Genomic DNA, 378 nt, shown 5'->3' with positions numbered 1-378 from the left:
CGCCCCCCCCCCCCGCGGCGCCCCCGCGGATGGCCCCGCCCCCCCCCCCGCACGCCACGGCCCCGGTCGCCGGTCGCCTCCTCGACCTGACGGCGGGGGCGTTGCGCGAGGGCGGGGTGCGCAACAGGAACGGCGGGCACGCGCTGACGCCCGCCGAACGGCGCGTGGCCAAGCTGGCGGCGGCGGGGCACACCAACGCCCAGATCTCCTCCGCGCTGTGTCTCACCCGCCGCACCGTGGAGACCCATCTCACCAACGCCTACCGGAAGCTGCGGATCGCCCGGCGTACCCAGCTGGTGGCGGTACTGGGAGGGTGAAGGCGGTAGGGGCCGGTAGGGGCCGCGGGTGGGCCCGGGGCCACGGCGGCGCGGGCGGCGG

The 378-nt window shown here is 79.4% G+C and carries 1 protein-coding gene; it reads left to right on the top strand.

Annotated features, from left to right (window positions below; genetic code table 11):
• A partial coding sequence (locus ACFV61_RS33130) for a helix-turn-helix transcriptional regulator (RefSeq protein WP_380495723.1) occupies positions 1-317 on the top strand: 317 nt, incomplete at its 5' end.
• Positions 318-378: the final 61 nt, after the last annotated feature.

Origin of the sequence: Kitasatospora sp. NPDC059817 (genome assembly GCF_042731835.1) — a bacterium.
Taxonomy (GTDB): Bacteria; Actinomycetota; Actinomycetes; order Streptomycetales; family Streptomycetaceae; genus Kitasatospora.
This window is presented reverse-complemented; position numbering and strand designations above follow the sequence as displayed.